Raw genomic sequence first — 7865 nt, 5'->3', positions numbered from 1 at the left:
CCGGGCCTCCCGCTCGCTCCGCCCCGTCCGCGCAGGACGAGGGGCGCGGCCACGGTGGCGGTAGAGCGCTAGGACGGGACGGCCGGACCTGCGGAGCGCTCATCGCCCTCCGGCTCCCGCGGCTCCTCGCTGAGCTGCTCGCGGAGATAGTTCCAGGCGACCGCGAGCACCGCGGCCACCGGGACCGCGAGCAGACTGCCCACCACGCCGGCCAGGCTGCCGCCCAGCGTCACCGCGAGGAGAACCACCGCCGCGTGCAGACCGAGCCCCCGGCTCTGGATCATCGGCTGGAACACGTTGCCTTCGAGCTGCTGCACCACGACGATGATCACCAGCACGAGCACCGCGTCGGTCAGACCGTTGGAGACCAACGCGATGAGCACCGCCACCAGGCCGGCGAACAGCGCGCCCACGATCGGCACGAACGCGGAGAAGAAGGTCAGCACCGCCAGGGGGAGCACCAGCGGGACCCCCAGAACCCACAGACCGAGCCCGATGAAGACCGCGTCGAGCAGACCGACGAACGCCTGGGCCCGGACGAAGGCTCCCAGCGTGTTCCAACCGCGCTCGGCCACGACGGGGACGTGGAAAGAGAGCCGGCCGGGAAGCTGCCGGGTCAGCCAGGGCAGGAACCGTGGCCCGTCCTTGAGGAAGAAGAACATCAGAAAGATGGCCAGCACCGTCGTGACCAGGCCGTTGACCACTGATCCCACCCCGCTGACGACGGTGGTCAGCATGCTTCCGATGCTGTCCTGAATCTTGGCCGTCGCGCTGTCGAAGGCACCGGTGATCTCGTCGTCCCCCACGTTCAGCGGCGGCCCGGCCGCCCATTCGCGCAAGCGCTGGATGCCCTCGACCGCCCCGTCGGCGAGCTCCCCGGACTGGGACGCCACGGGCACCGCGATCAGGGCCGCGAAGCCCGCCGCCACCAACAGGAAGGCCACGGTCACCGTCGAGGCGGCGAGCGCGGGCCGCCACCCCCGCTGCCGCAGGAAGCGGGCCGGCGGCCAGGTCAGCGTGGTGAGGAACAGGCCGACGACCAGCGGCCACACGACCGTCCACATCCGGCCGAGCAGCCACAGGGCGACCGCGGCCGCGACCAGGACCAGCAGCGACTGGGCGGAGATCCGGGCAGAAGCGCGCAGAGCGGCGGCCGTCTTTGTCGGACTCAGGGGCGAAGACATGGCGTCACCCTATGGTGTCCCCGGAACTGCTCCGGCACCGAACTCCCTCCGGGCACAGGGCGGCCGCGCGGGCTCCCGCCGCCCCCGCTCCGAGGGCCGCGGGGCGCACCGGTGAGCGGGGCCTCGACGCGCCCCGCGCGATGCGCCCTGCGGGCCGCCTCAGCGCAGCGCCCGGGGCAGCTCCTCCCGGTGGACGATCCCGAGGCGCTGAGTGGCCCGGGTCAGCGCCACGTACAGATCGCTCGTCGTGAACCGCGCGGGCTCGACGACCAGCACGTGGTCGAATTCGAGGCCCTTGGCCTGGCGCGGATCGAGCAGCACCACCGGGCGCGTGAGGTCGGGCGCCGCGCCGGCCGTGACCCCCTCCAGCGGAGCGGCGATCTCCTCGTGCAGCGCCCGGGGCGCGATGACCGCCAGCCGCCCCTCTTCGGGCGTCAGCTCCGCCACGGCGTGGGCCACCGTGCCGGCGAGGTCCTCTCCACCACCGCGCTTCCACGGCCTCTCGCCGGTCGACCGCACCGAGACGGGCACGGTGAACGAGGGGTCCTTCTCCCGGACGACCCCGGCGGCCAACTCCATGATCTCGGCCGGCGTGCGGTAGTTCACCCGGAGGGTGACCTGCTCGAAGCGGTCACCGACGTACGGCTTGAGAATCTCCTCCCACGACCCGACACCGGCCTCCTCCGAGGTCTGGGCCGGATCGCCCACCAGGGTCAGCGAGCGGGTCGGGGCGCGGCGCATCAGCAGCCGCCACGCCATCGGTGAGAGCTCCTGCGCCTCGTCGACGATGATGTGCCCGAAGGCCCACGTGCGGTCGGCCGCCGCACGCTCCGCGGCGGTGCGGTGGTCGGCCTCCTCGTGGCGCTCCGCCATCCGTTCGGCGTCGATGATGTCGTGGGCGGCGAGGACCTCCGACTCCTCGTCCTCGAACTCGTAGCTCTCCGAGCCGCGCGAGAGCTCCAGAACGCCCTGCGCGTAGCCGACCCGCTCCTGGCGGGCGGCCTCGGCGGCGGCCTGCTCCGCACTGTCGTCGAGACCGATCAGCTCGGCCGCCTCGTCGAGCAGCGGGACGTCGGCGGGCGTCCACCCGCCGTCGGTCGGCGCCCGCCGGAGGGCGTCGGCGTCCTCGTCCGGCAGGTACACGGGCGCGGCCAGGTAGTCGGCGAGGAAGCCCTCCGGAGTGAGCGGCGGCCACAGCTCGTCGACGGCGGCGTGCACCTCCTTGCTCCGGGCGACGTCCCGGCCGAGCTGGGCGACGTCGTCCGGGCCGAGGAGATTCGGGCCGCCGTAGGGGTCGGCGCCGATGCGCTCGGTGAGCTGGGCGGTGAGGGCGTCGATGACCCGGAAGACGAAGTGCGGCCGTGCGAGATTGTGCGGCAGCCGGGTGTCGCGCGCCGCCTGCCGTGCCTCGTAGGCGATCTCCCAGTCCAGGACGAGGTCACCGCCGTCCTCGTGCGGGATGATCACCGGGGCGCCGGGCTCGGGCAGCCGCTGCCGGTCGCGCACGGCGAGGGCGAGCGCCTCGGCCATGTGCGCCCCGCCCTTGACGGCGGCGGCGCGGGCCGTGTCCGTGCCGGTGGCGTGGACGCCGGGGAACAGTTCCGCCTGCGTGGCGAGGAGCACCCCGGTCTCGCCCAGCGAGGGCAGTACCTCCGCGATGTAGCGCAGGAACGCCGGATTGGGGCCCACGATGAGCACGGCGCGCCTGGCGAGCAGCTCCCGGTGCTCGTAGAGCAGGAAGGCGGCCCGGTGCAGCGCGACCGCCGTCTTACCGGTCCCGGGGCCGCCCTCGACGACGAGTACCCCGCGGTGCGGGGCGCGGATGATGCCGTCCTGCTCGGCCTGGATGGTCCGCACGATGTCGCCCATGCGGCCGGTACGGGCCGAGTTCAGCGCCGCGAGCAGCACGGCGTCACCGTTCGGGTCCTCGAAACCCGTGCGCTCGTGGTCCGTGAGGTCGAGGATCTCGTCATGCAGCTCGGTGACCGTACGGCCCTCGGTGGCGATGTGCCGGCGGCGGCGCAGCCCCATCGGGGTGTGACCGGTGGCGAGATAGAAGGGGCGGGCCACCGGTGCGCGCCAGTCGATGAGGACCGGCGTGTGATCGGCATCGTCCTCGCGGATTCCGATACGGCCGATGTGGTGTGCGAGGCCGTCGGAGCGATCGACGCGGCCGAAGCACAGCGAGCCGTCCACCGCGTTCAGCGCGGCGAGCAGACCGGAGCGCTCCGCGACCAGGATGTCGCGCTCGAGACGGGCCTGCTGGCCGGTCCCGATCGGCGTCAGCGCGTGCTCGACACCCTGGGCCGCGACACCGCGCAGGGCGTCGACACGGGCATGGACCCGGTCGATGAATTCCTGCTCTTCCCGCAATTCGTCGATTTCCCGGTTTGACAAAATGGCTCCCCGCCAGATATGTTCACTCTCACAAGGCCTCCCTGTGGGGGCCTTTCTGCGTGAGCGCAGAAGAATCCAATATACGTGGGACGATGCCCGGCACGCCATTGCGTGCCGGGCATCGTCCGTGACGCGCTGAGAGAAGATGGAGCCGGGAGCGCCCTCTCCGCCTTTGCCGAGGCGTGGCAGGGAACGCGTATCAACGGAACGTGCGCGCGTCCGGGCCGCCGTGTCGGGAGCGTTGCGGCTCAGTCGACCTGCGGAAGGCGGATGACCGGGTCGAAAGGGCGCTTGTTGAACCCGCTGCGCACGTTGCGGCACGTCGGCGCCGTGCACAGGAAGAACTCCTCGACGCTTCGGCGGCCGGTCCTCTTCCTGAGCCAGTTCTTCTCGTCGGCGGTGAGGCGGCGGTGCTGTTCGTCGGAGTCGCAGGGGCGGCAGTAGAGGGCGCGGGCCGACATGGAACCTCCTGAAGGCGGTGAACAGGCAGGAGGCGCAGCATAGAGGGTTAAAACGGACAATGGCACGTAAGGGCCACCGGGTCGCGGATGCCGGTCGCGACGGCCCCTTCCTCCCGCGCGGATCGCGGCGCGAACCGTGAGCGATGCCGGGGAGACTGCCCCGAGCTGTGGCCCGCGCTGGGCTCCGCGCCCCGGACCGCGCACGGTCCGGGGCGCGGATCACCCGAGCGTTCCCTGTTCCAGCTGCCCCGCCATGTGGCCGCGGGCGGGCTTTCCGCTCGCCGTGCGGGCGACGGCGCTGTGCGCCACCTGCATCACCCGCTCCGGAGCCGCCCCGAAGTCGGCGGCCACCAGGCCGGCGAGCTGAGCCGTGTCGACGGCCTGCCCCCGTTCCGGCACGACGACGACGGCGAAGGACTCGCCGTACGGCAGGACCACACACTCGGCGACGCCGGGAAACGCCGCCGCCACCTGCTCGATGTCCGTGGCGAAGACGTTGACCCCGTTGACGGAGAGGCGGTCTCCCCTGCGGCCGCTGAGATAGAGGCGGTCCGCGCGCAGGCATCCCAGGTCGCCCGTGTCGAACCAGGTAGCGCGGTGGTCGGTGGCCCCGTCGTAGCCGTCGAACAGCGTCGGCCCGCGCAGTTGCACCGCCCCGACCTCTCCGTCCGCGCAGTCGCGGCCCGACTCGTCCACGACGCGCAGATCGAGGCCGGGCATCGTGCCGCCGAGGCACGCGGTGGTGACGGGCCCGTCCGTGCGGAAGCCGGTGCCCGCGTCCACGTACCGGTGGGAGGTGGCCATGAGCGCCGCCTCGGCCAGCCCGTAACAGAACACCAGAGCCGTCGGATCGAACCCCCAGGGCCCGACGGCGTCGAGGAAGGTGCGCACCGACTGCGGGCGGATCGGCTCGGCCCCGCAGAACACGGTGCGCCAGGCGCCCAGCAGCCGGGCGTCGGGCGTTTCCCGGTCCGCCGCCTCCGTCATCCGTGCCGCGAGATAGCGCAGCATGAAGTCGGGGAAGGCGCTGTGCACGCTCTCCGCGTCACGCAGCAGCCGCAGGGCGGCCATCGGCCTGCGCAGGAAGGCGCCCGGCTCCTCCACCACCAGGTCGATGCCCTGGACGAGCGAGGTCAGCACCCCGATGAGCCCCATGTCGTGGTGGAGCGGGAGCGCGATCAGCCCGGCATGGCCCGGCTTCATGCCCGCCACGACGCGGATCGCCTCGATGTTGCCGAGCACGGCCCGGTGGCTGAGGGGGATGGGGCGCGGCATACCGGTGGAGCCGCTCGTGTACTGGACGAACGCGATGCCGTCCCGGTGGCCCGGCGCCGGCTCGGGCGGGGGGCCCGGCCGCAGCACCAGCCGCAGTTCGTCGAGGCCGTGGCCGGAGATGCGGAACGCGTGGCGCACGTCCTGCTGCCGCGTCACCATCGAGAAGTACTGCCCCAGGATCGCCCCGGGGACGCGGGGCTTCACGGAGACGGGGACCGCGCCCAGGTGGATCAGGCCCAGGAGCGCGAGCACCCCCTCGCGGGAGCTGCTGATCCGCAGCATCACCCGGTCCCCGGGACGGACTCCCTGCTGCGCGAAACCGCCGGCCGCCGCCCCGATCTGCTCGGCGAACGCGGGATAGGTCAGGCGCTCCCGCCTGGCGGAGGTTCCGAAGACGACGGCCGCGTCCTGCCGGTGGGCCTGCCCGGCGATGGCCTCCTGCAACGTGCTCACGGTCATCCGGCTCTCCCCGGGGCGCCCACCATCGCCTGGAGATCGGCCCGGTGGATTCGCTTGGTGTCACGGTCGACGAGCCCCAGCCGGACCCGGCCGCGGGCGACCACGGCGCCGTCCGGAAGCTCGATGTCCTGAGTCAGCGTGAAGCTGTACGTGGACTGCTCAGCGAACGCCGTACGGACGACGACACGGCCCACCGGGTCCCAGTCGACCGCTTTGAGGTAGTCCAGCTGGAGCTGGAGGACCACCGCGACCAGGGGGCTGTCCCGCAGGTCGACCCCCAGCGCGAGCCCCCACTGCCAGCGGCCCGACTCCAGGATCTGGACGTGCACGCTGTTGTTCAGATGTCCGGCCCAGTCGAAGTCGTTGGGCCGCAGAGCGACTTCGCACGCATGGGCGAAGTCGTGCGGTGTGCGGACGCTCACGGGGCCTGCCCTCCACTCCTCGTCGGCTCGGCCAGGAGCACGACCACCGCACCGGCCAGATCGCCGGTGTGGCTGATCGACACGTCCATGGCGAGGCATCGCTCCTGCTGCCAGCGGGCGATCGGTCCGTGCAGCCGTATCCGCGGCTGCCCGGCGGGACCGTGGACCACCTCGATGTCGGGGAAGGTGTGGTCCGGTGCGCCGCCCAGGGAGCTGAGCGCCTTGACGAACGCCTCCTTGGCCGAGAAGAGCCCGGTCAAGGAGGCGAACGGGTCCGGCCGGGAACGGCAGTGCGCCCGCTCCCCGGCGGTGAACAGCGCCCCGCTATCGAGCAAGTGCGGCTTCGCGCGCAGCTCCGTCACGGACTGCAGATCGAATCCGGTCGACATCGTTCGTCCGGAGGCTGGCGAAGTAGGCACGCTTGAGATCCTCATAAGACTTCACCTGGACACCGGTCACCTCGCGGACCAGGGCGAACACGCTGGTGAGCTTCTTGGCGTGCACCGAACCCTGGTGCAGCGCTTCGTCGGCGAGGGCGAACTCCTCGTCGCCGGAGCGGGTCCGCTCCCACCAGTTGACGTGCCCCTGGCGCTCGGTCTGGGCCTCGCGGGCCGCGCCGAAGGTCTCGCCCCCGTCGGGCCGGACCCAGGTGTACGCCATCGACAGGGCGTCCTTGATGGGATAGACGCCGGACTCGATCAGGGCCTTGGCGAAGGAGGCGAAGTACTGCCGGTGCTGCACCTCGTCCTTCATGACCGTGTGGAAGACGTCCCGCACGAGGGGGTCCTGCGTGGTGCGGGACTGCCATCCGTACGACACACAGGCCTCGATCTCCACGCAGGCCTGGAGCATGCACACCCGCACGTAGTTGTCGACCGGGAGGGGGCCCCGGCACTCGACGACCTCCTCCTCCTCGATCGGGTCGATGCCCGCCATCTCCATGAGCCGGCCGAAGGCGATCTCGTGGTGCGCCTCCTCCTCCAGCCAGTAGCGGGCGGACCAGGCGGCGGCTATGTGCAGGACGTTGGAGCCCAGGGGGTTGGAGTCGCGGAGTTCGTTGGCGAGCTTCACGCCGTCGACGGCCAGCCTCAGGCCGGCCGGCTGCGTGGTCAGCTCGGCACGGGAGGCGTGCCACAGGGCGGCCTTGTCGCCGGCCTTCGGACGGTCCAGGCGGCGGCCGTCGAAGATGCGGTCCGTGCCCCAGCGGCGCTGCTCGTGGTAGCTGTGCTGGACGCGCAGCACGTCGGTGAGGGTGGCTCCGGCGCGGAGCTCCTTGACGATGTCGGTCATGATCAGCACGGTTCGCGCCTTCCGGTCAGGAGGAGGTGGTGGCGAGCTGCTTGCCGAGAGCCGAGACGACGTCCTCCGCGGTGTGGTCGAGGGTCATCGTCGGCAGTTCGACGTCGTCGTCGAGGCCCCCGTCGGCGAGTGCCCCCGCGAACGCGTCGAGCAGGTCGATGGAGTTGATCGCCGTCGGGGAGGCGACCAGCACGGCCGACAGAGGCTGGCCGGCGAACACCTCTTCCTCGGTCAGGCCGAGACGGCGTGCGACGTTCTTTCTGAGGTCGGCGAGCATGCGTGTCTCCCTGGTGAAGTCGGTACGGGTACGGCCGCGGGCCCACTCCGGTGTGCGGGGCCACGCGGATCGATGAGAGGAGCGGGCGCGG

General features: G+C 71.8%; 8 protein-coding genes. All 8 read right to left on the bottom strand.

All coding sequences use genetic code 11. From position 1 onward, the window contains the following. Positions 1–68: 68 nt before the first annotated feature. Positions 69–1184, bottom strand: coding sequence for an AI-2E family transporter (locus V9U70_RS15030; protein WP_336675559.1), 1116 nt, complete (start codon positions 1182–1184; stop codon positions 69–71). A 159-nt stretch (positions 1185–1343) separates the two neighbouring features. Next, on the bottom strand, positions 1344–3557 hold the full coding sequence (locus V9U70_RS15025) for a HelD family protein (protein WP_336675823.1): 2214 nt from the start codon (positions 3555–3557) through the stop codon (positions 1344–1346). Positions 3558–3829: 272 nt separating this feature from the next. Further along, positions 3830–4042 carry a hypothetical protein gene (locus V9U70_RS15020; protein WP_336675558.1) on the bottom strand — a complete coding sequence of 71 codons (213 nt, stop codon included), beginning with the start codon at positions 4040–4042 and terminating at the stop codon, positions 3830–3832. Positions 4043–4261: 219 nt separating this feature from the next. Beyond that, positions 4262–5776 (bottom strand): AMP-binding protein, encoded by a 1515-nt coding sequence (locus tag V9U70_RS15015; RefSeq protein WP_336675557.1) that lies wholly within the window; start codon positions 5774–5776, stop codon positions 4262–4264. Continuing rightward, complete coding sequence (locus V9U70_RS15010; protein ID WP_336675556.1) at positions 5773–6198, bottom strand: acyl-CoA thioesterase; 426 nt, start codon at positions 6196–6198, stop codon at positions 5773–5775. Before V9U70_RS15010 ends, V9U70_RS15015 begins: the two co-directional genes overlap by 4 nt. Continuing rightward, positions 6195–6533 (bottom strand): holo-ACP synthase, encoded by a 339-nt coding sequence (locus tag V9U70_RS15005; RefSeq protein WP_336675554.1) that lies wholly within the window; start codon positions 6531–6533, stop codon positions 6195–6197. Before V9U70_RS15005 ends, V9U70_RS15010 begins: the two co-directional genes overlap by 4 nt. Further along, positions 6523–7488, bottom strand: coding sequence for a ferritin family protein (locus V9U70_RS15000; RefSeq protein WP_336675553.1), 966 nt, complete (start codon positions 7486–7488; stop codon positions 6523–6525). Before V9U70_RS15000 ends, V9U70_RS15005 begins: the two co-directional genes overlap by 11 nt. A 25-nt stretch (positions 7489–7513) precedes the next feature. After that, positions 7514–7774 carry a hypothetical protein gene (locus V9U70_RS14995; RefSeq protein ID WP_336675551.1) on the bottom strand — a complete coding sequence of 87 codons (261 nt, stop codon included), beginning with the start codon at positions 7772–7774 and terminating at the stop codon, positions 7514–7516. Positions 7775–7865: the final 91 nt, after the last annotated feature.

Origin of the sequence: Streptomyces pratensis (assembly GCF_037137275.1) — a bacterium.
GTDB lineage: Bacteria > Actinomycetota > Actinomycetes > Streptomycetales > Streptomycetaceae > Streptomyces > Streptomyces pratensis_B.
Note: the sequence above shows the minus strand (reverse complement) of the source record. Positions and strands in the feature narration are given on the sequence as shown.

Excerpts from the sequence above, each read along its gene's own strand:
- V9U70_RS15030 (WP_336675559.1), bottom strand. The coding sequence starts at position 1,184 with ATGTCTTCGCCCCTGAGTCCGACAAAGACGGCCGCCGCTCTGCGCGCT.
- V9U70_RS15020 (WP_336675558.1), bottom strand. The coding sequence starts at position 4,042 with ATGTCGGCCCGCGCCCTCTACTGCCGCCCCTGCGACTCCGACGAACAG.
- V9U70_RS15015 (WP_336675557.1), bottom strand. The coding sequence starts at position 5,776 with ATGACCGTGAGCACGTTGCAGGAGGCCATCGCCGGGCAGGCCCACCGG.
- V9U70_RS15000 (WP_336675553.1), bottom strand. The coding sequence starts at position 7,488 with ATGACCGACATCGTCAAGGAGCTCCGCGCCGGAGCCACCCTCACCGAC.
- V9U70_RS14995 (WP_336675551.1), bottom strand. The coding sequence starts at position 7,774 with ATGCTCGCCGACCTCAGAAAGAACGTCGCACGCCGTCTCGGCCTGACC.